This window comes from Rhizobium sp. BK377 (assembly GCF_014193935.1).
In the GTDB taxonomy this organism is placed as follows: Bacteria; Pseudomonadota; Alphaproteobacteria; order Rhizobiales; family Rhizobiaceae; genus Rhizobium.
In genome coordinates this window covers 491,894-513,141 of sequence record NZ_JACIAC010000004.1, presented here as the reverse complement: position 1 = coordinate 513,141, position 21,248 = coordinate 491,894, and the positions used below count along the sequence as shown (strand labels likewise).

General features: G+C 60.8%; 18 protein-coding genes. 14 read left to right on the top strand and 4 right to left on the bottom strand.

What is annotated here, in order from left to right; all coding sequences use genetic code 11:
* Nucleotides 1-77: 77 nt before the first annotated feature.
* Entirely contained in the window at nt 78-1,385 is a 1,308-nt protein-coding gene (locus FHT92_RS19495; RefSeq protein ID WP_183828421.1) for an ABC transporter substrate-binding protein, read from the bottom strand.
* Nucleotides 1,386-1,586: 201 nt separating this feature from the next.
* Between FHT92_RS19495 and FHT92_RS19490 the strand changes: the two genes are divergently transcribed.
* The 5 genes from FHT92_RS19490 to FHT92_RS19470 all read left to right on the top strand — a co-directional run bounded on the left by FHT92_RS19490 (nt 1,587) and on the right by FHT92_RS19470 (nt 5,211).
* A complete protein-coding gene (locus FHT92_RS19490) occupies nt 1,587-2,786 on the top strand; it encodes an ROK family transcriptional regulator (RefSeq protein ID WP_183828418.1) in 1,200 nt (399 codons plus the stop codon).
* A gap of 33 nt (nt 2,787-2,819) precedes the next feature.
* Nucleotides 2,820-3,923 (top strand): Gfo/Idh/MocA family protein, encoded by a 1,104-nt coding sequence (locus FHT92_RS19485; protein ID WP_183828415.1) that lies wholly within the window; start codon nt 2,820-2,822, stop codon nt 3,921-3,923.
* Between the two features lie 16 nt (nt 3,924-3,939).
* Nucleotides 3,940-4,581, top strand: coding sequence for a ThuA domain-containing protein (locus FHT92_RS19480; protein WP_183748316.1), 642 nt, complete (start codon nt 3,940-3,942; stop codon nt 4,579-4,581).
* A 129-nt stretch (nt 4,582-4,710) separates the two neighbouring features.
* Nucleotides 4,711-4,863 carry a hypothetical protein gene (locus tag FHT92_RS19475; RefSeq protein ID WP_183748314.1) on the top strand — a complete coding sequence of 51 codons (153 nt, stop codon included), beginning with the start codon at nt 4,711-4,713 and terminating at the stop codon, nt 4,861-4,863.
* Between the two features lie 18 nt (nt 4,864-4,881).
* The gene (locus tag FHT92_RS19470) at nt 4,882-5,211 is read left to right on the top strand and encodes a DUF6665 family protein (RefSeq protein ID WP_183748312.1); all 330 of its coding nucleotides are present in this window, start codon (nt 4,882-4,884) and stop codon (nt 5,209-5,211) included.
* 82 nt (nt 5,212-5,293) lie between these two features.
* On the opposite strand, the gene FHT92_RS19465 is transcribed toward FHT92_RS19470, so the two are convergent.
* The gene (locus FHT92_RS19465; protein ID WP_183748311.1) at nt 5,294-6,625 is read right to left on the bottom strand and encodes an LLM class flavin-dependent oxidoreductase; all 1,332 of its coding nucleotides are present in this window, start codon (nt 6,623-6,625) and stop codon (nt 5,294-5,296) included.
* Nucleotides 6,626-6,933: 308 nt separating this feature from the next.
* Here FHT92_RS19465 and FHT92_RS19460 point away from each other — a divergent pair, with 308 nt between their 5' ends.
* Nucleotides 6,934-8,151: an SfnB family sulfur acquisition oxidoreductase gene (locus FHT92_RS19460; RefSeq protein WP_183828411.1), complete on the top strand. Its 1,218-nt coding sequence runs from the start codon at nt 6,934-6,936 to the stop codon at nt 8,149-8,151.
* Nucleotides 8,152-8,222: 71 nt separating this feature from the next.
* On the opposite strand, the gene FHT92_RS19455 is transcribed toward FHT92_RS19460, so the two are convergent.
* On the bottom strand, nt 8,223-9,431 hold the full coding sequence (locus tag FHT92_RS19455) for an acyl-CoA dehydrogenase family protein (protein WP_183828408.1): 1,209 nt from the start codon (nt 9,429-9,431) through the stop codon (nt 8,223-8,225).
* Nucleotides 9,432-9,508: 77 nt separating this feature from the next.
* Entirely contained in the window at nt 9,509-10,555 is a 1,047-nt protein-coding gene (locus FHT92_RS19450) for a substrate-binding domain-containing protein (RefSeq protein WP_183828405.1), read from the bottom strand.
* A 234-nt stretch (nt 10,556-10,789) separates the two neighbouring features.
* Here FHT92_RS19450 and FHT92_RS19445 point away from each other — a divergent pair, with 234 nt between their 5' ends.
* The 8 genes from FHT92_RS19445 to FHT92_RS19410 all read left to right on the top strand — a co-directional run bounded on the left by FHT92_RS19445 (nt 10,790) and on the right by FHT92_RS19410 (nt 21,222).
* Nucleotides 10,790-12,274, top strand: coding sequence for a sugar ABC transporter ATP-binding protein (locus FHT92_RS19445; protein ID WP_183828402.1), 1,485 nt, complete (start codon nt 10,790-10,792; stop codon nt 12,272-12,274).
* Nucleotides 12,271-13,329: an ABC transporter permease gene (locus FHT92_RS19440; protein ID WP_183828399.1), complete on the top strand. Its 1,059-nt coding sequence runs from the start codon at nt 12,271-12,273 to the stop codon at nt 13,327-13,329. The genes FHT92_RS19445 and FHT92_RS19440 overlap by 4 nt, the downstream gene beginning before the upstream one ends.
* Before the next feature lie 114 nt (nt 13,330-13,443).
* Nucleotides 13,444-14,454: a sugar ABC transporter substrate-binding protein gene (locus FHT92_RS19435; protein WP_183828396.1), complete on the top strand. Its 1,011-nt coding sequence runs from the start codon at nt 13,444-13,446 to the stop codon at nt 14,452-14,454.
* Between the two features lie 61 nt (nt 14,455-14,515).
* Nucleotides 14,516-16,066, top strand: coding sequence for a sugar ABC transporter ATP-binding protein (locus FHT92_RS19430; RefSeq protein ID WP_183828393.1), 1,551 nt, complete (start codon nt 14,516-14,518; stop codon nt 16,064-16,066).
* Nucleotides 16,056-17,075: an ABC transporter permease gene (locus FHT92_RS19425; protein WP_183828391.1), complete on the top strand. Its 1,020-nt coding sequence runs from the start codon at nt 16,056-16,058 to the stop codon at nt 17,073-17,075. The genes FHT92_RS19430 and FHT92_RS19425 overlap by 11 nt, the downstream gene beginning before the upstream one ends.
* 1 nt (nt 17,076) lies before the next feature.
* Nucleotides 17,077-18,054, top strand: a complete 978-nt coding sequence (locus FHT92_RS19420; protein ID WP_183828388.1) for an ABC transporter permease — start codon at nt 17,077-17,079, stop codon at nt 18,052-18,054.
* A 33-nt stretch (nt 18,055-18,087) separates the two neighbouring features.
* On the top strand, nt 18,088-19,488 hold the full coding sequence (locus FHT92_RS19415; protein ID WP_183828385.1) for an LLM class flavin-dependent oxidoreductase: 1,401 nt from the start codon (nt 18,088-18,090) through the stop codon (nt 19,486-19,488).
* Between the two features lie 123 nt (nt 19,489-19,611).
* Nucleotides 19,612-21,222, top strand: coding sequence for an ABC transporter substrate-binding protein (locus FHT92_RS19410; RefSeq protein WP_183828382.1), 1,611 nt, complete (start codon nt 19,612-19,614; stop codon nt 21,220-21,222).
* The last annotated feature ends 26 nt before the right edge of the window (nt 21,223-21,248 follow it).

Genomic DNA, 21,248 nt, shown 5'->3' with positions numbered 1-21,248 from the left:
CCTGCTTTCGTATCTCGTCGGCAGCGGTGCCGACGCTCCGCTTTCGGGAGCGCCGGGGAAGGTTCTGCAGGCGCTGGTTATTGCTCCAGCTCGAAAGCATCCTGGATCATCTGAGCGCCGTCCTTGGAATTCATCTGGCCGGAGACGATCTCCACCGCCACGTCGTTGACGACACGACCGACGGCCGCACCGAGATCCTGGTCGAAAAAGTTCTGATGCCAGGTCGACGCAGCAAGCTCTTTTGCTGATTCAGCGAGCAGCGGGTTGACGACGCCGTCATCGGCGCCGACAGCAACGGGCAGAAGCATGCCCAACTTGGCCATCGCCCGCTCATTCTCGGCGCTCGTCAGGAAGGCGAGGAAATCGATCGCTTCCTTGGATGCCTTCTTGGTGACGGCCCAGCCGTTCAACCCGCCGAGTGTATCGGTCGGCTTGCCGGCGCCGCCGTCGACCGCGGGAAAATCGAAACGGCCGATATTGTCGGGTGCAAGGCCTTTGCCGTCACCGGCATTCTTGCGCTGGTTGGCCTCGGTCGCTTCAAAGCCGAGGATCATCGCCGCCTTACCGTCGCCGAAGACACCGAGCGTCTGCGGCCAGGTTGCGCCGAGATAGCCTGGCTGGAAAGGCTCGAGCTTGCCGAGCTCGGCGAGGTCATCGCCGGCCTTGATGATCGCGGGGTCTAGGAAACCTTCGCCTTCGCCGTTCTTGGCCGCTTCGAAGACCTTCTGGCCGCCCTCGCGCATGACGAGATAGCTCCAGTAGAAATGGATCGGCCATTTCTCGCCGCCGCCTCCGGCAATCGGCACGATGCCGGCTGCCTTGATCTTCTTCACCGCGTCGAGAAAATCGGACCAGTTCTTGATGTCCTCGGCTTTGACGCCGGCCTTGGCAAACAGCGCCTTGTTATAAAAGAAGCTGACCAGGCCGACCTTGTAGGGGATGGCCCAGGTCTTGCCGTCGAAGGTCAGACCATCGACCGAAGCGGGGGTATAGGAATTGCGCAGTTTACCGCCATCGGCGTCGAGGGCTGCCGTCACATCCTGTAGCGCACCCGTCTCTGACTGCTGCTTTAGGACCCCGCCGCCCCAGCTGAAAAAGAAATCCGGTACGTCGTCAGACTGCAGCAATGTCGGAAGCTTGGCCTTGAAAGCCTCGTTTTCGAGGAACTGCATCTGGATATCAACGTCGGGATGCTGGGCTTCGTATTTCTTGACGATATCTTCCCAGGCCGCGACATTTTTCGGATCGGTCTCGAGATGCAGCCACTTGACCACCGTCGTCGCCGAGGCAGCACTTGCGCCCAACAGCAGCGAAATGCCGACTGCCGCGGCCATAGATGCGATGTGCCGGCCACGGAGGGCGGCATGCTTTTGTATGAAATTCATGATTTCCTCCCAGGGGACCTATCCTCACAATTTTTCCCCTATGCGGATTAATTCAGCGGAGCTTTTGCCTATTGTCAACCCAACTGCTGTATTTTTCACCTAATTGGCTTGACAGCGTGCCGCAATTGGCTGCTATTTATTTCGTAACCCGTTAAAAATATTGGGTCCTTTTGCCCAATAACGATTGCCTGGCTCGTTTTCATGAAGACTGCAGATCCCGAATTAATGCGTGCGATCAATCGCTTGAATGTGCTCGACACGATCCGGCGTCACGGTCCGATCTCCCGTATCCAGATCAGTGAGCGTACGGAGCTCTCGACGACGACGGTTTCCGCCATCACCGCCTCGTTGCTCGATGATGGGCTGATCCTGCCGCGTCATGAAGGCGATATCCGCAATGAGGCCGTACGCGGAAGGCCGCGCGTAATGCTGGAGCTCAATCCGGATGCCGCCCGTGTGGTTGGCGCCAAGATCGCGGCCAGCCGTATGGTTTTCGCCGTCACCAATTTCCGCGGGGACGTGCTCTCCAAGCTGACGCTGCCAATCCGCATCGATCGCCAGCCGATCGCCGTTATTGCCGATCTCATCGAGGATGGCGTGCGGCGCTGTGTCGTCGATATCGGCCTATCGCTCGACGATATCGACAGCATATGCCTGGCGCTTCCCGGCGTCATCGAGCACCGTACTGGGCATATCCGTTCGAGCCCGATATTCCGCGAAGTCAACATTGATTTCGCTATGGAAATGTCGGGCCGCCTGTCGACGCCGACGATTATCGAAAGCGACGCCCACGCTATCACGCTTGGCCATCACTGGTTCGGAAAGGCCCGTGATCTGGAAGACATGGTTCTGATCGCGCTGGAGCAGACGCTCGGCCTCGGCGTGCTGCATGACAATCACCTTTTCCGCGGTGCCGGCGGCCTCAGCCACAATCTCGGCGATCTCGTCCTCGGCATGGGACAACAGGGCGTGGTGCGCCTTTCCAGCCAAGCCGGCGAAAGCGCCATTCTCGGCGAACAGCAGGCCGATGGGCGCTTTGCCGAAGCAGTACGCCTCGGCCGAGGCATGACGCATGTGAAGGCGCTGATTCAGGCTGACGACGACCGGCTGATCGCTGCGGCGGTGCGCGCCGGCGAGGCGGTAGGGCTGACCGTTGCCAATATTGTCACGCTGTTTGCGCCGCCGCGCGTCATTCTCGTCGGCTCCTCGCTTGCGCTGGGCGAGCCCTTCCTCAACAGCCTGCGGGAGGCCTATGAACTCGCTATCCCGCCATCCCTGAAAGGCGTCAGTGAATTCGTTTTCGACGACTCGACCGACGACTTCTGGGCGCGGGGCGCCGCCGCTGTTGCCCTTTACGAACTCTACGAATCGCCCTGGAGTACGACGGGACCGGCGCTCTGACGCGCAAAACCCCAACATTTATCGGAGGATATGATGGAAAAAGTCGGCATCGGCATTATTGGCTGCGGCAATATTTCGGGCGCCTACTTGAAGGCGATGACATCGGCATTCCCGATCCTCGACATCCGCGGACTGGCCGACCTCAATCGTGATCTTGCAGAGGCAAAGGCGACCGAATTCAACCTTCAGGCCAGGACGGCCGAAGAACTTTTCGCCGATCCCAAGGTCGAGATCATCGTCAACCTGACCATTCCGAAGGCTCACGTCGCCGTCGGCTTGCAGGCGCTGGACGCTGGTAAGCACACCTATTCGGAAAAACCGCTCGGGATTAATTTCGAGGAAGGGAAAAAATTGGCGGATGCCGCCAAGGCCAAGGGCCTTCGCATCGGCGCAGCACCCGACACCTTCCTCGGCGGCGGCCATCAGACCGCCCGCGCCTTGATGGACGGGGGCGTCATCGGCATTCCGGTCGGCGGTACCGCCACCTTCATGTGCCCTGGCCACGAGCGCTGGCATCCCAATCCGGCCTTTTATTACGAAGTCGGCGGTGGCCCGATGCTCGATATGGGCCCCTATTACATCACCGACCTCGTCAATCTTTTGGGGCCGGTCGCCAAGGTCGCCGGCTTTGCGGTCACGCCGCGCAATGAGCGCATCATCACCAGCGAGCCGCGCAACGGTGAGCGCATTTCCGTGCATATCCCGACCCACGTGACCGGCGTCATGGCTTTCGCCAACGGTGCTGTCGTGCAGATCGGCATGAGCTTCGATGTCGCCGGCCACAAGCACGTGCCGCTCGAGGTCTACGGTACCGAAGGCACGCTGATCGTGCCCGACCCGAACCATTTCGGCGGGGCAGTCGAATATCTGAAGAAGGGCGGCCAGTTCGAGGACCAGCCCGTAACCCTGCCCTATGCCGACGGCAATTATCGTTCACTCGGTGTCGCCGATCTAGCCCACGCCATCCGGTCGAACCGGCCGCATCGCGCAAACGGCGACCTGGCGCTGCACGTGCTCGAAGTGATGGAAGCCTTTCAAAAGGCGTCTGACACGGGCAGCACGGTGACACTCACCACGACAACGGAGCGCCCTGCTCCGCTATCTCAATCCCTCGTCGACGGAATGCTCGGCAAGTAACATTCAGGAGGAATACATGCGTGAAGCACTGATCGTCTGGGGCGGCTGGGCAGGCCACGAACCGGAACAATGCGCCGCGATCATCAAGGACATGCTCGAGGAGGACGGCTTCAAAGTCTATGTAGAGCACAGCACGGAGGCCTTCGCTGACCCGTCGATCCATGATCTGAGCCTCATCGTTCCCGTCGTCACCATGTCGAAGATCGAGAAGGAAGAGGTGAAGAACCTCGCCGCTGCGATCGAAGGCGGCGTCGGCATTGCCGGCTATCACGGCGGTGCCGGCGACAGCTTCCGCGAATCGACGGAATACCAGTTCATCATCGGCGGCCAATGGGTTGCTCATCCCGGCAATATCATCGACTATACCGTCAACATCACCCGGCCGGACGACCCGCTGATGGAGGGGATCACCGATTTCCCCTATAATTCCGAGCAGTATTACATGCATGTCGATCCCTCGAACGAGGTGCTCGCGACGACGACCTTCACCGGCGAACATGCCTACTGGATCGACGGCGTGACCATGCCGGTCGTCTGGAAGCGGAAATATGGCAAGGGTCGCGTCTTCTACTCCTCGCTCGGCCATGTCGCCAAGGAATTCGACGTGCCGCAGATGAAGACGATCTTCCGCCGCGGCGCCAACTGGGCTGCCCGCTGATTGGGTTTCGAAGCTGCCGGTGTCCGCCGGCAGCTCTCACATAAAAGCGTATATTTGGATGGGACACGGGTGCCAAAGCCCGTCGATATGCGTTACTGCTGTGGGAAGAACGAACCGAACAGCAAGACGATGAGCGACAACGTTATCAAGTTTCGCAAGCCGAAGCCCCCGCGCAAAGCACCCAACCCCATGCTTCGCAAGCTGATGATTATCGCAATCGTGATCATCGTCTTTGCCGCCGCCTGGGCCTATTTCCAGGTCACGGGCGCGCCGGCGCCATAACCAGCGAGGGATAGCCCGATGAGCCTTCGCCCGCCGCAATCCTTCAGGCAGTCGTTTTCGGCCGAAGGCGGGGTGAATGTGCTCGAATACGAGATGATGTCGGAGCGGGCGAGCTCGCTTGGACGCAACGGGCTGAAAGTCGAGTCGGCGCTCGCTGCGTTAAAGGCGTGGAACCCCGATCGCCATAGCACTGAGCAGCGGGAAACGCTTATCAACGAAGCATCCGACGCCGTCTGGGGCCTGTTTGTTCAGCGTGAGATCTGCGGCCTGCGCAACAACAAGGATATTATCCAGCGCTATGGCATCCCTGGCGAAGTGCTGGCGCGGGTGGGCATCGTCAGGAAGTAGAAGCAACTAGCCGGTTTGTGTCGACACGATGGTGCCCGTTCAGCAAACAACGCGGTGGCATGCGAAGACTTCAGAAACGGCCTTAATCGGAGAAGAAACGATTTTTCGGCCGCGGCAGGCCGAGATGCTCACGTAATGTCATGCCCTCATATTCATTCCGGAATATGCCACGCCGCTGCAGTTCAGGCACGAGGCGTGTCGTCACGTCGTCGAGCCCTTGCGGCAGGTAGGGGAAGACGACGTTGAATCCATCGGATCCTTCCTCGTCCAGCCAGCGCTCCATCTCGTCGGCGATGCTCCTGGGCGTACCGACGAAAGCGAGGCCCGAGTAGCCGCCATAACGCTGGGCAAGCTGGCGGACGGTGAGGTTTTCCTCCTGCGCCAGCTTGATGACCTGGGCGCGACCGGTCTTGCTGGCGTTGGTCTCAGGAATATCTTTGGGCAGCGCCGCATCCGGATCGAAAGCGGAAGCATCGTGGCCGAGCGCGATCGAAAGCGACGCGATGGCGCTATCGTAGTGGACGAGGCTATCGAGCGACAGCCGTTTAGTCCGTGCCTCCTCAATACTGTCCCCGATGACGACGAAAGCGGCGGGCAACATTTTCAGGTGGTCAGGGTTGCGGCCTATAGCCTGCATCCGCCCCTTGATATCCGCATAGAGTGCTTTGCCGCCGTCGAGATCGCGCGGCGAACAGAAGACCACTTCGGCCGTTTCGGCAGCAAGCTGACGACCGGGATCAGACTGGCCAGCCTGCACGATGACGGGCCAGCCCTGGACCGGGCGGGCGATATTCAGCGGCCCGCGCACGCTCAGTTCGTCGCCCTTGTGGTTGAGCACGTGCATTTTTTCGGGATCAAAATAAATTCCGCTCTCGCGGTCACGGATAAAGGCGTTGTCGGCAAAGCTGTCCCAGAGGCCGGTGACGACATCGTAGAATTCGCGCGCCCGCTTGTAGCGCTCGCCATGTTCCACATGCTCGTCGAGACCGAAATTAAGGGCAGCGTCTGGGTTGGACGTGGTGACGATATTCCAGGCTGCGCGGCCGTTGCTGATGTGATCCAGCGAAGCGAAGCGGCGGGCGACATGATAGGGCTCGTCGAAAGTGGTGGATGCCGTTGCCGCAAGCCCGATCCTCTCGGTAACGGCAGCGAGCGCCGAAAGCAGTGTGAAGGGCTCGAAAGAGGTGACGGTATGGCTGCGCTTCAGCGCCTCAACCGGCATGTTGAGCACTGCAAGGTGATCTGCCATGAAGAAGGCGTCAAATTTCGCGGCTTCCAGCTTCTGCGCGAAGGATTTGATATGAGCGAAATTGAAATTGGCGTCTGGATAGGAACCCGGATAGCGCCATGCGCCTGTATGAAGGCTGACGGGACGCATGAAGGCGCCGAGGCGCAACTGCCGTGAACGGGTCATGTTTTTCCTCGTGGATCGGGGCGAAGCGACCGCCTGCCCTCTGCTGAACGCGGACGCCGGAATGACGTATGTGCCGTTACCTAGGGGTTCGCGCGCCGTTATTCGAGATTGGTCTGCGTTTTTCCGGCGGTGATTTCATCGGCAAAACGGTCAATTCCCAGTGAGATGGAGGAAGACATAGGCTAGCCGCTGACGCGAGTTCCAAATAAGCAAGCACTTTTTATTTTCTATCCCATCTATAGAATTTATAGTCTTACCTATCATGCCGATTTCTTTCACCCATACGACGGTCAGAACTGGAGAAATCGATGACGACCGTACTCAGGCAACAAGACCAGATTCGGCCCGTGGCCGCCCGCATTGCCAGTGACGAGGAGGCACTTGAGACGGCCCGCAGCCTTGCCACCCAATTCGCCGCCACCGCCGCCGGGCGCGATTCTGAACGCCGGTTACCTTTCGCCGAGCTCGACGCGCTCGCACAATCCGGCCTGCTGGCGATTGCCGTTCCCGCGCAATATGGCGGGCTTGATGTCTCGAATGCCGTTCTGGCCGAAGTGACCGCGATCCTGGCGGAAGCAGACGGCTCGATCGGCCAGATCCCGCAGAACCATTTCTACATTCTGGAAGCTTTGCGGGTGGATGGCAGCGACGAGCAGAAGCGGTATTTCTTCGGCAGGGCGCTTGCCGGTGACCGTTTCGGTAATGCGCTTTCGGAGCGCGGCACGAAAACCGTCGGCCACTACAATACCCGCATTGTCAGGGACGGACCGGGCTATCGCATCAACGGCCAGAAATACTACTCGACGGGCGTCTTGTTCGCTGACTGGGTCACCGTGTTCGCGCTCGATGAGGAAGACCGGCTTGTCATGGCCTTCGTGCCGAAGGGCACCGAGGGCGTCGAGATCATCGACGACTGGGACGGTTTCGGCCAACGCACAACGGGCAGCGGCACGACCATCCTCAACAATGTCTATGTCCACGCCGATTCCATCGTTCGCCACCACAAGGGTTTCGAGCGGCCGACGACAATCGGCTCGGTCGGGCAGATCGTTCATGCAGGCATCGATCTCGGCATCGCGCGGGCCGCTTTTGCGGAGACACTGGAATTCGTGCGGACCAAATCCCGCCCCTGGATGGACAGCGGCGCAGAGCGCGCCGCCGAAGATCCACTGACGATCGCGAAGGTCGGACAGATCGCCATCCGGCTGGAAGCTGCCGCAGCACTCCTCGAACGTGCCGGCCAGAAAGTCGATGCGGCTCAGATCGAGACGACGGAAGCAACCGTCGTTGAAGCCACGCTTGCTGTCGCCGCTGCCAAGGTGCTGACGACCGAGATCGCCATCGAAGCGACCAACACGCTCTTCGAGCTCGCAGGCACCTCCGCTGTGAAGGCCGAACTCAATCTCGACCGACACTGGCGCAATGCACGCACCCACACGCTGCACGATCCCGTGCGCTGGAAGTATCACGTCATCGGCAATTATCACCTGAACGGCGTGATCCCGCCGAAGAACGGCGCACTCTGAACCCACTCCTCAACAAAAAACCCCATTTCCGTCACCGGAAATGGGGTTCTTTTTCGCCTATGTTCCTAGGCTCAGCTGTAAAGGCTGACGTCGGGGATCTTGTTGTTCAAAACGAACTCCCCGACTTCCTTGGCCTTGTAGAACACCGGATCGTGCAGCGTGTGGGTGCGCACATTGCGCCAGAAACGGTCGAAGCGATATTTCTCCGCCGTGGAGCGCGCGCCAGTCAATTCGAAGACGCGAGACGTGATATCGAGCGAGACATGGGTGGCGTTCACCTTGGAGGCATAGGCTTCCGCCGCCGCCTCGCCGCGCTCACGGGCGGTGACAGCATGGCCCTTTGCAAGTCCTGCCTGGACAGCTGCCGCTGCCGCATCGGCCAGGGCGGCGGAGGCTTTCAGCGCGGCGGTGAACTCACCGACCCGCTCTAGGATATAGGGATCGTCCGCAGCCCGCTCGACGCCCGAAGTGACCCAGGGACGCGTCGTCGTCCGCACATAGTCGACAGCGGCCTGGAGCGCGCCTTCGGCGCTGCCGAGATAGAAGTTGACGAAGACGAGCTGGATGAGCGGCGTGTTGAAGGTGGAAAGCACCGGCGGGGCGGCATCGGGAGCAGCCGGAGCGCTAACGAAATCCTCCTCATGAACAGGGAAATCGTGAAACTCGACGCTGCCGCTGTCGGAGAGCCGCTGACCAAAATTGTCCCAGTCGTCATTCGCCTGATAGCCGGGCCGGTTGGTCGGCACCGCGAAACCGACGATCTTGTCGTCGAGCGCGGCGTTGGCATTGATGTAGTCAGATACATGGGCGGCGGTGGAAAAGGATTTGCGCCCGTTCAGCACATAGCCGTTGCCACGACGAGTCAGCACAAGACCGGGATCGCGCGGATTGACAGCAGCGCCCCAATAGAGGTTTTTCGCGACGGTCTCGGAACCCAGCGCATGAGCGCGCGCTTCCTTGAGCGCCCAGTAGACATACTGGCTGTTGACGAAGTGATAGCCGAGCAGCTGGCCGATCGAGCTTTCGCCGCGCGCCAGGATGCGCACGAGCCGCAGGCCATCCACCCAATCAAGGCCACCGCCGCCGATCTTCTGGTCATGCAGTGCGTTCAGTAGCCCGGCATTCTTCAACTTGATGATCTCGGCAAGCGGCGGGCGGCCTTCGCGGTCGAGTTCAGCGGCGCGCCTGGAAAGATCGGCCGAGATGTCTTCGGCGCGGGCAAAGAAGTCCTCTCGCGTCGTGCTGCGATTGGTTGCGAAGACGACATTGGACTGGCTCATGGGTCGAAACTCCGATTTCCTGGAAAATGGGCCGGCGGGGGCCGCACAACCCCCGCCGGAAGATCGAGGCAGGCAGCTTAGAAAAGCTTGTCCGGGATCCAGCTCGCGGTTGCCGCGTCGCTTGTGCTGAAGGCCGAGATTTTCTGTGCCAAATCCTCGATCGTCTTGACGCCGGCGGCACGCAGGCTTTCCTGCGTCAGGAGCGTCGGCTTGACTGTGATCTGATGCGGGATTTCCTGCCCGGCGATCTGGAGAGCGGCGGCACGAACGGAGACGGCACCGACGACGGCCGGATTGGTGGCGACGGTCGCAACCCAGGGGCTGCCCTCTTCAGTGATCTCCTGAATGTCGGCAGTGGAGACATCTGCCGAATAGATCTTCACCTTGCTCGCGATGCCAAGGTCATTGGCGGCGAGCTTCACGCCACGAGCAAACTCGTCATAGGGAGCGAAGACGACACTGATATCGGGGTTGGCGGTCAGCGCGGCTTTCGCCTGATCGGCCGTCGAGGTCGCCGTCGTATCGCTCACATTGCCGAAACGGGCCTTCTCGACGACGCCGGAATTCTCCGACTTGAACTTCTCCCAGACCTCGTTACGACGGTCGAGCGGCGCGAAGCCTGCGACATAGACATAACCGGCCTTGAAGCTCTTGCCATTGTCCTTGACTACCTGTTCGAGCCCGAGCTGAGCGAGTTCATGATCGCTCTGCTCCACCTGCGGCACCTTGGGATTGTTGAGGTTGACGTCGAAGGCAACGACCTTGATGCCCTTGTCCAGCGCCTGCTGGACGACATCGCCGAGCGATTCCGGCAGGCCGTGATCGACGACGATACCTGCTACGCCGAGATTGATCGCCTGCAAGATCTGCTCACGCTGCTCGGCGGCATCCTGCCGGCCGGGAAACACACGCAGATCGATATCGAGCGCCTTGGCCTGGGCTTCCGCACCGGCCTGATAGGCCTGAAAGAAGTCACCGGCCGAGATATAGCTGATCAGCGCCACCTTGACACCGCCCTTGTCAAAGGGGGCCGGAGCGCCATTGAGACCACCCGCAAAGGACGGCTGATAGAGAGTGAACGAAACTGCGGCTGCAGAGAGCGCCAGCCGTGCGAGGGATTTCATCGTCGCGGTCCTTCCGGTCGATCGGGAGCGTCGTCTGACAGGTTGGCAGCTCCCTGCGACGCATGAAATTATTAGATATAAACTCTATGTTTTTAGTAGATTTAATGATCCGATTTTTGCGGGTTCAGGAGATTCTTTGTTCCCATCGCCGCGCGACCGGGGCAAGGCTTGCCTCGCAGTTCGGGCATCGGTCAGGCCAATATCGCGGCTCAAAAGCAGACCCGGATATGCCCGATGCCGCTCCTTCACGTTGACAATATTACCCGCAGTTTCGGGTCCACCCGTGCGCTTTCCGGCGCCTGTTTCTCTATCGAGCGGGGCGAGATCGTCGCGCTCATGGGCGCAAATGGTGCCGGCAAATCAACGCTGGTGAAAATAGTCTCGGGCGTACTTGCTGCAGACGCGGGCATAATCAGCCTGAATGGCCGGTCTTTCTCACCCAAGACGCCATCCGAGGCGGCAAAGGCCGGTGTCGTCACCGTGCACCAATCGACGGATCTTGTCGGAGCGGCAGGACTGACCATTGCCGACGCTTTGTTGCTGCATCGCTTTGCGGAGGGCAGCACGCCCTTCTTTCTCTCCCGGGCAAGCGTGCGCCGCGAAGCGCTTGCCATGCTCGACGCCGCCGGCTTTTCGCTGCCGCTCGACAGGGATTTCGGCGATCTGAGTGCCGCCGACCGGCAGCTCGTCGCTATCGCCCGGGCGCTTGCCAACAAGGCCGAGCTGCTGATCCTCGACGAGCCGACCGCAAGTCTTTCGGCAGAAGAAAGCCGGCGCCTGTTCGACATCCTGCTTGGCCTCAAGGCGCAGGGTCTTGCGATCCTCTATATTTCTCACCGGACCGCCGACTTGGAGGCAATCGCCGACCGGGCGCTTGTCATGCGTGGCGGCCGCATCGTCGGCAGCTTCAACCGGCCGATCGACTTTTCCAGCGCCATCGAAACGATGATCGGTCGCAGGCTTGAAGCAGCGCGGCCAGACGCCCGCCCGGCGACGGGCTCAGCCATTTTCGAAATGCATGGCATTCGCCTTCTGCCGTCAAGCAAGCCCTTCGACCTGACCCTGCATGAAGGCGAGGTCGTTGCCATCACAGGCGTGCTGGGGGCCGGCAAAAGCCGCCTGTTGTCGTCGATCTTCGGCATTCGAGACATGGCTGACGGCGCGATGCAACTCGACGGCAAGCCTTATCGGCCGAAATCGCCGGCTGAGGCAATTGCTGCAGGCGTCGCTATGGCAGCCGAGGATCGCCATCGCTCCTCGCTGATGCCGGCGGCGTGGCCCGGCAATTCGCTCGCAGCCACCATCAGCCTTCCGCATCTTGTTAAATGGTATCCGAGCGGCCTGCTTTTCGGCGGTCGCGAGCGGCGCGAGGCGGAACAGGCCATTTCCCGGCTGGGCATCAAGGCCGCCGGTCCGCTCGCTTCGATCTGGTCACTGTCGGGCGGTAATCAGCAGAAGACTGTCATCGCTCGCTGGGAGGCGGAGCCAAGCCGGCTGCTGCTGCTCGACGAGCCGTTCCAGGGCGTCGATGTCGGCGCCCGCCACGACATCATCCAGGCAATCCGGGCGCGCACCGACCGCGCGACGCTGATCGCGACATCCGATCCCGAAGAGGCCTACGAGGTCGCTGACCGCATCCTGACAATCGAGCACCACACCTTGCTGCCCGATTTTATCGACGATGCCTCTTCTTCATCCCGACAGGAACTTTCCGCATGACAACCATCGATGAAGAGGCCTTGCCAAAGGCAGGCTCGACCGCACAGAACCACGGCCAGGGGGCCGGCGTCCCAGCGCTCGGCGGCTTTCTGCGCGCCGGCGCGGTGTTCATCCTGCTCGGACTGATGATGGTCGGCTTCACGATCGCGCAACCGGCCTTCGTCAATATCGGCAACCTGATGAGCATCCTCCAGGCCGTATCTGTTGTCGCGATCCTCGGCGCCGGTGTGACGGTGACGCTGGCCGTCGGCGGTTTTGATCTCTCAATCGGAGCGGTCGCCGCCTCCAGCGTCATGGCCGCGAGCTATGCGATGATCGTCTGGCATCTCGATGTCTTCGCCACAGTGCCGGTCGTCCTTGCCTTCGGCGCGGCGGTCGGGCTCGTCAACGCCTTGCTTATCGTGCGGCTTCGCGTACCCGACCTGCTGGCCACGCTTGCCATGATGTTCCTGCTCTCGGGCCTGCAGCTTATTCCGACGGCCGGCCGGTCGATCTCGGCAGGCCTTGTCCTGCCAGACGGTTCCAAGGCGACCGGCGCCTATGATCCGGCTTTCCTGCTGATCGGCCGCTACAGCCTCTTTGCCACCCTGCCCGTCTCCGTGGTGCTGATGGCCATCGTTGCCATCGTCCTGTTCGTGTTGACCGAGCGCACTCGCATTGGGCGGCTGCTCTTTGCCACCGGCGGCAACGAGGTGGCGACACGGCTTGCCGGCGCCTCCACCACACGGTTGAAGACGCTCGCCTATGTTATCTCTGGGACCCTGGCGTCCCTTGGCGGTATCGTGATCGCGGCCCGTGTGGGCCGCGGCGATGTCTCCTCCGGCGGATCGCTGCTAATGGACTCGGTTGCTGCCGCCCTCATCGGCTTTGCCGTCCTCAACCTGCGCCGACCCAACGTGCTTGGCACCATTGCCGGCGCCGTCTTCGTCGGCGTGCTACTGAATGGCCTGACGATGCTGAACGCTCCCTACTACACGCAGGATTTCGTCAAAGGCGCCGTGCTCGTCGGAGCCCTCGCCCTGACCTATGGGCTCGGTCGCAACAGCGATCGCTGAAGCCAGCTTTAGCTTCAGAAAATTTCCTGTGACCGCATGCTTTTGGAATAACGTACCTCTTATGCGCCTTAAATCTATATAATTTATAGCCTATCCAATTGAGAGGGTATCGTGATGAATGAAGGACTTGGAGGCGGCTTCGGACGCCGTGAAATCTTGAAACTTGCGGCCGTCGCAAGTGCCACCTTTGCAGGCGCCAGCATGCTGACCGCACCGGCTGTAAGGGCCGACGACGAAGGGCTTTCCCTGAAAGGCAAGCGGATCGCCATCAGCGCTACCGGCACGGACCACTATTTCGATCTGCAGGTCTATAATGCCCAGATCGAAGAGGTGAAGCGGCTCGGCGGCGAACCGATCGCAGTCGATGCCGGCCGTAACGACGGCAAGCTGATCGCCCAGTTGCAGACGCTCGTCGCCCAGAAGCCGGATGCGCTGGTACAGATCCTCGGCACGCTCAGCGTCATCGATCCCTGGCTGAAGAAGGCTCGTGACGCCGGCATTCCGGTACTGACCGTCGATGTCGGCTCGACCAATTCGATCAACAACACGACGTCGGACAATTGGGGCATCGGCAAGGACCTCGCCCTGCAGCTCGTTTCCGATATCGGCGGAGAAGGCAATATCGTCGTCTTCAACGGCTTCTACGGTGTCACGCCCTGCGCCATCCGCTACGACCAGCTCGTCAACGTCGTCAAGTATTTCCCGAAGGTGAAGATCCTCCAGCCGGAATTGCGCGACGTCATCCCGAATACGGTCCAGGATGCCTTCACGCAGATCACTGCGATCCTCAACAAATATCCGGACAAGGACTCGATCAAGGCCGTCTGGTCGGCTTGGGATATTCCGCAGCTCGGCGCAACGCAGGCGATCGCCGCCGCCGGCCGCAACGAAATCCGCACCTATGGCGTCGATGGCAGCCCGGAGGTTCTCCAGCTCGTTGCCGACAAGAATTCACCGGCCGGCGCCGATGCTGCCCAGCAGCCGGCGGAGATCGGCCGTGTCGCAGTCCGCAACGTCGCCAGGCTGCTCGCCGGCCAGACGCTGCCGCGCGAGACCTACGTCCCGGCGCTGCTCGCCAACAAGGATAACGTCTCCGAAATCATCAAGAAGCTCGGTATCGGCTGATATCAAGGCGGACCTTGCGGCTGATGCCACAGGGTCCCGCATGTCCCCGGAAAGCAGCATCATGACTGTACCCGTCCCGACGCAAGCGACAGCCGACGATAATGTCATCATTCGCTTCGATCATATCGTCAAGCGCTTCGGCGGCGCCCAGGCACTGGCCGGCGCATCACTCGCCATACGTCGTGGCACCGTACACGGCCTCGTCGGCCAGAACGGAGCCGGCAAGTCGACGCTGATCAAGCTGCTTGCCGGGCTGCATGTCGCAGACGAAGGCACGATCGAAATCGAAGGCAAAGCCTATGATCGGCTGACACCGCATCTGAACGAAGAGCTCGGCATTCATTTCATCCATCAGGACAGGCTGCTGGTTCCGACATTCACCGTCGGCGAGGCACTGTTTCTCGGCCGCGAGACGCGGCTTGCGAAAACGCCCTTCCTCGATCGCCGGGCGATGCAGAAGCGCGCCGGCGAGCTGCTTGCCAATTATTTCGGGATCACTCTGCCGAAGAACGCTCTTATAAGTGAGTTATCGACCGCCGAAAGGCAGATCGTCCAGATCACCAGGGCTTTACTCCATCAGCCGAAAGTTCTCGTCTTCGACGAGCCGACCGCTGCCCTCGTGCGGCGTGAGGCTGAAATCCTCTTCCGCCTGATCCGCCGCCTTCGTGGCGAAGGGGTCACCATCATCTACATCTCGCATTACCTCAATGAGATCGAGGAACTGTGCGATCACGTTACCGTGCTGCGCAACGGCCGGGATGTGGCGTCGTTGCCGATAGGCGAAACCTCAGCCAAGGCGATCGCCAGCCTGATGATCGAGCGTGACATCGCCGAAATGTTCCCCAAGCGCCGGGTCGATCTCGGCGAAGCGATCCTTGATATCCGCCGGCTTTCAGCGCCCAACCAGTTTGAGAATGTCAATTTCAGTCTCCGTCGCGGCGAAGTGCTCGGGATCACCGGTCTCCTCGGCTCCGGCGCCAAAGATCTGATCCGCACGCTCTTCGGACTGGAACACTCCGCAAGCGGCGAGATTGAAATCGACGGCCGAGCAGCGCAGCCGCGCAGTCCGGCAAAGGCCGTCAACCGCCGGCTCGCGCTTGTTCCCGAGGATCGGCGCGGGCACGGCGTCGGTCTCGATCTCAGCGTGACCGAAAATATCACGCTCCCGAGCCTTGCCCGCTACAGTCGTTTCGGCTTCCTCAATCGCAAGCGTGAACGCTCCGATACCGAGGATCTGATCAAGCGGCTGCAGATCAAGACGGCCGGGCGCGATGCGCTGGTCCGCACACTCTCGGGCGGCAACCAGCAGAAGGTGGCGATCGCCAAATGGCTGAGCCGCCAATCGGAAATCTATCTGCTGGATGAACCGACCGTCGGCGTCGACGTCGGCTCGAAGGTCGAAATTTATGCGCTGATCGGCGAACTGGCCGCACGTGGGGCCGGCATTATCGTTCTCTCCTCCGACCTGTCGGAGCTCGTCGGCATCACAGATCGGATCCTGGTGTTCTTCCGCGGCCGGCTGATCCGGGAGCTCGACTCCTCCAAAACCACAACAGATGAAGTCCTGTCGATCTCGACCGGCGCTTCGGAAGGACTGCGCCATGTCGGCTGACGTTCATTTCGCGCCCCTTCCTGCCACTCACTCGGAGCCCGTACCACAATCGAAGGGCACAGCAACCGTCGCGGTGCTCCGCTTCGGCTCGCTGCTTGCCTTCGCGGCCATCCTTGTCGTGTTCTCTTTGACCGCGCCTTATTTTCTGTCTGTCGGCAATATCGGCAATGTTCTCGGCCAGTCCGCCATTTCGGGCGTATTGGCGATCGGCCTGACAGTCGTGCTGATCGCCGGAGGCTCGAATGTCGTCACCGGCGGCATCGACCTGTCCCTGGCGGCCAATATGGGTCTGAGCGCTGCAGTCTATGCGACCCTGATCCAGCTTGGCTACGGGGACGCAATAGCGACGGCAGCTGCTTTGCTGACCGGTGTTGCGATCGGCGCGGTCAACGCTGTCGCCATCGTACTCGCGGGCGTCGTCCCGCTGTTAGCAACGCTCGCAGTGATGAATGTCGTCGCCGGCCTCGAACTTGTCCTGACGCAGAACACTGTCGTACCTGCCTCGACCGATTTTCTGACGGCTGTTTCGGCCTCCGATAGTTTCGGCATCCCCATTCTCGCCTACGTGCTGCTCGGCTTCACGGCAATTGCCACGGCGATCGTGCAATATACGCCGATCGGGCTCAGGCTTTATGCTGTCGGCGAGTTTCCGGATGCGGCACGCGCCGCTGGCCTACCGCTCAGGCGGTTGCTTGCCGGCGCCTTCATTGCCAGCGGGCTCTGCGGTGGTTTTGCCGGCATTCTCTCGGTTTCCTATCTCAGCGGCAGCACGACCGGTTCGGGCGAAGCGCTGCTCCCTGTCGTCGTCATCGCGCTGCTCGGCTCGGTCTTTTCCCGCCGTCTGGTTCCGACCGTTACGGGAACGCTGGTATCAGCGCTGTTCATCGGCTTCCTCACCAACGGCTTCCAGCTCCTGAACCTGCCGAGCACGCTCGTCAGCGGCGTGCAGGGCCTTCTTATCCTGATGGTCGTTTCGGCCACGACATTGCTGCGCAAGCGGGAGATCTGACATGTCCGCCTCGACTTCAGCCGGACGATCGCTCGCCGGCCTCGCGCGCTTTGGCCTGATCATGGCGCTCATCGTGGTTTTCTCTGTCTTCTCGATCCTGGCGCCGACATTCCTGACGCCTGGCAATCTGCAGAGCATTCTCGTCAACAATTTCACCCTGCTCGCCATCGTCTCGATCGCCATGACCTTCGCCGTCTCCGCAGGCGGCATCGATCTCTCGGTCGGCACCGCCGTCGATTTTGCAAGCTTTGCCTTCGTCTCCCTCGTTCTCACCGGACAGCCGGTGCCGCTCGCGCTCATCGCCGGGCTTGCAGCCGGCGCGCTGGTCGGCGCGTTCAACGCTGTCCTCATATCCGTGATCGGCGTCGCACCGTTCCTTGCGACTCTCGGCACCCTCTTTATCGGCCGCAGTGTCCAGCAATTGCTGACCAATGGCGGCAACCCGGTTTATCTTCCGCCCTCGGGAGTGCCGGAAGCCTTTCGCTTTCTCGGCCACGGCACGATTGCCAACGTTCCGGTGCCACTGGTGATCGCTGCCATCGTCATCGCGGGCGCAGCCGCAGTCTTCGCTCGGACCCGTTTCGGGCGCGTGGTAGTCTCGATCGGCATCCAGCCGAGCGTGGTGCGCTATTCCGGCATCGGTCTCGGCGCGCCTGTTGCCGCCACCTTCATTTTCGCAGGGCTGATTGCCGCCGTTGCCGGTCTCATCCTGACGGCGACGGTGACCGTCTACATCCCCTCCTCCGGCAATGCGTTCCTGCTCAACGCCATCGGCGCCACCTTCATCGGCACGACGCTGTCACCGCTCGGCCGGCCCAATGTGCTTGGCACCGTTCTCGGCGTCCTGCTCCTCAGCATCGTCGCCAACGGCCTGCTGCTGACCGGCCTGAACTTCTACTGGCAGCAGGTCGGCACCGGCACGCTCATCTTTGCCGTGCTCGCCCTCAGCTTCATCAACAGAAAAACCGTCGGCGCCTGAACCGCGCCTCGCCGACAACGCAGGAAGAATGACATGACCCGTGAAATCAGGCTCAACGCCTTCGACATGAATTGCGTCGGACACCAGTCGCCGGGGCTATGGCGGCATCCGCGCGACAAATCCTGGACCTACAAGGATCTCGATTATTGGGTGCATCTGGCAAAGACGCTGGAGCGCGGCAAGTTCGACGGTCTCTTCATCGCCGACGTACTCGGCGTCTATGACGTCTTGAACGGCAATGTCGATGCCGCGCTCCGCCATTCGGCGCAAGTGCCCGTCAACGACCCGTTGCCGCTCATCCCGACGATGGCGTATGAGACCGAACATCTCGGTTTCGGGCTGACGGCCTCACTCTCCTTCGAACACCCCTATACATTCGCCCGGCGCATCTCCACGCTCGATCATCTGACCAAAGGCCGCGTCGGCTGGAACATCGTCACCTCCTATCTGAACAGCGGTGCGCTCAATATCGGCCAGGCCGCGCAGACCAACCATGACGACCGCTATGATCTGGCCGACGAGTATCTCGAGGTCTGCTACAAGCTCTGGGAAGGAAGCTGGGAGGACGATGCCGTGGTGCGCGACCGCGAGACGGGCATCTTCACGCATCCGGAAAGGGTCCACCCGATCAACCATTCGGGCAAATATTTCAACGTTCCCGGCATTCACCTGAGCGAGCCTTCTCCACAGCGCACGCCAGTGCTCTATCAGGCCGGCGCCTCCAGCCGCGGCAAGGATTTTGCCGGCGCGCATGCCGAATGCATCTTTGTTGCGGCTCCCTCCAAGGCAGTACTGAAGCGCTATGTCGCCAATGTCCGCCAGGCGGCCGAGCGGCTCGGACGCAATCCGCGCGAAATCCTCGCCTTCAACCTGCAGACCGTCGTGCTTGGCGAGACCGATGCCGAGGCGCAGCGCAAGTTCAACGAATACCGCCAATACGCCTCCTTCGAGGGTGCGCTGACGCTGATATCAGGCTGGACCGGTATCGATTTCGGCCAGTTCGGCCCGGACGAGGTTCTGCGCCATCGCTATACGAATGCCGTGCAATCGGCTGTCGAAACCTTCACGACCATCGATCCGGATAAGGAATGGACCGTGCGCGAAATGGCCGATTGGGTGGGCATCGGCGGCTTCGGCCCAGTCTTCGTCGGCTCACCGTCGACAGTCGCCGATCTGATGCAGGAATGGATCGAGGATACCGACGTCGATGGTTTCAACCTCGCTTATGCGGTGACGCCCGAGAGCTTCGAAGACACCGTCGACCTGTTGGTGCCTGAACTGCAGAAGCGCGGCGTCTACAAGACCGAATACCGGCAGGGTACGCTGCGCGAAAAGCTTGGTGGCGCGGGACCGCGGCTGGTTGCGCCGCATCCGGGAGCGTCCTATCGCAACCTCGGCATTGACGCGCCGCGGCTCGTTGCTGGCAACCGCTGAAAAATAATGGCTGGGTGACAAAAAATATCTCGCCTGGCCATCCTGTTCGAATTTAATTCCTGTCACAATTAACGTTTCAACTCGAATATAGATCATTGAATTTCTTGGATATCAGGAGCGGGCATGACTATTGCAGATATCTCTCGGCGCGGCCTGCTGAAGGGCACGGCGTTGCTTCTCGGAACGACAGCGTTGTCGCGTATTGCGCTGGCGCAGGACGTGCCGGCCGGCGGGCGCCTGATCGTTGCAGCCGATTCCGAGCCGAAGAACCTCAACCCCGCAATCGTCGCCTCGAACGGCGTCTTCTTCATCGCGAGCAAGGTGATCGAGCCGCTCGCGGAGGCTTCCTACCAAGGCTCGGACGGTCTTGCGCCGCGTCTCGCCACGTCCTGGGAAGGCTCAGCCGACGGTCTCTCCGTCACCTTCAAGCTGCGCGACAACGCCACCTGGCATGACGGCAAACCATTCACCTCGGCCGACGTCGCCTTCTCGGCGCTCAACGTCTGGAAACCGCTCCAGAACCTCGGCCGCCTGGTCTTCGCCAATCTGCAAGCAGTCGATACGCCCGACGATCACACGGCGATCTTCCGTTTCTCGAAGCCGACGCCCTTCCAGCTCATCCGCAATGCGCTTCCAGCCGTCACCAGCGTCGTTCCCAAGCATATTTTTGAAGGTACCGATATCGCCAAGAACCCGGCCAACAACACGCTTGTCGGCACCGGCCCGTTCAAGTTCGCCGAATACAAGCCGGGCGAATATTACCGGCTGACGCGCAACGAGAATTACTGGCAGAAGGGCGAGCCAAAGCTCAACGAAATTATCTACCGCGTGCTGCCGGATCGTGATTCGGCCGGAGCCGCACTCGAAGCCGAGGAAATCCATCTCGCCGCCTTCTCGGCCGTACCGCTTGCCGATCTCGACCGCATCTCCAAGGTTACGGGCATTAAGGTGATCTCCAAGGGCTATGAGGCGCTCACCTATCAGCTCGTCATCGAGATCAATCATCGCCGCAAGGAACTCTCCGATCTCAGGGTCCGTCAGGCGATTGCGCATGCGATCGACAAGAAGTTCGTCGTCGATACGATCTTCCTCGGCTATGCGACGGAATCCACCGGCCCTGTTCCGAAGAATTCGAAGGAATTCTACACCGCCGATGTCGCCAACTATAATTTCGACGTGAAGGCGGCAAACGAGCTGCTGGACCAGGGCGGCTACACCAAAGGCCCCGACGGCAATCGATTCCAGCTCAAGCTGCGTCCAGCACCCTATTTCAACGAGACGCGCCAGTTCGGCGATTATCTGCGCCAGGCGCTTGCGGCCGTCGGTATCGATGCCGTTATCGTCAATGCCGATGCGGCGGCTCATCAAAAGGCAGTCTATACCGACCACGATTTCGACATCGCCGTCGGCCCGCCGGTCTTCCGCGGTGATCCTGCCATCTCCACGACGATCCTTGTCCAGTCCGGAACGCCTGACGGCGTGCCCTTCTCCAACCAGGGCGGCTATGTCAGCGCCGAGCTCGACAAGATCATTAAGCAGGCGTCCGAGACCGTTGATACGGCTGCACGCACCGACCTCTACTACAAGTTCCAGCAGCTTGTGGTGGCCGAACTGCCACTGATCAATGTCGCCGAATGGGGCTTCATCACGGTCGCCCGCGACACGGTGCTGAACGTTTCGGACAATCCGCGATGGGCAGTTTCGAACTGGGGGGATACCGCGCTGCAGTCGTGATAGTGTCGAAGGCGCAATTGCGGCAG